1 protein-coding gene is annotated in these 258 nt (G+C 75.2%); it reads right to left on the bottom strand.

Features of this window, described 5'->3' with window-relative positions:
- Positions 1–258, bottom strand: a 258-nt coding sequence (locus ACZ3HG_RS24150; RefSeq protein ID WP_465334970.1) for a hypothetical protein, incomplete at both ends; no start/stop codon positions are given.

Here is a 258-nt window from a genome sequence, read left to right as displayed (position 1 = left end):
AGCAGGTCGATGTCCCACGCCGTGAACCAGCGGTCGATCGTGAACTCCGGCGGCACCGGCGCCCCGGTCAGCACCTCGGCGGGCGTGGTGCCGATGAGCGGGAGGTCGGCGGCGGGCGGGGGCGTGCGCGCGAGGGCGACCGCGACGCCGCTCGCGACGCCCATGAACACCAGCTCGAGCAGCACGACGCCCCAGAACCGGCGGGAGCCCTCGGCGTCACCCATGCGACCGATGAGACGCCGGCGGTACCAGGCGCCG

The organism is Erwinia sp. PME.40.26/001, assembly GCF_055556675.1.
Note: the sequence above shows the minus strand (reverse complement) of the source record. Positions and strands in the feature narration are given on the sequence as shown.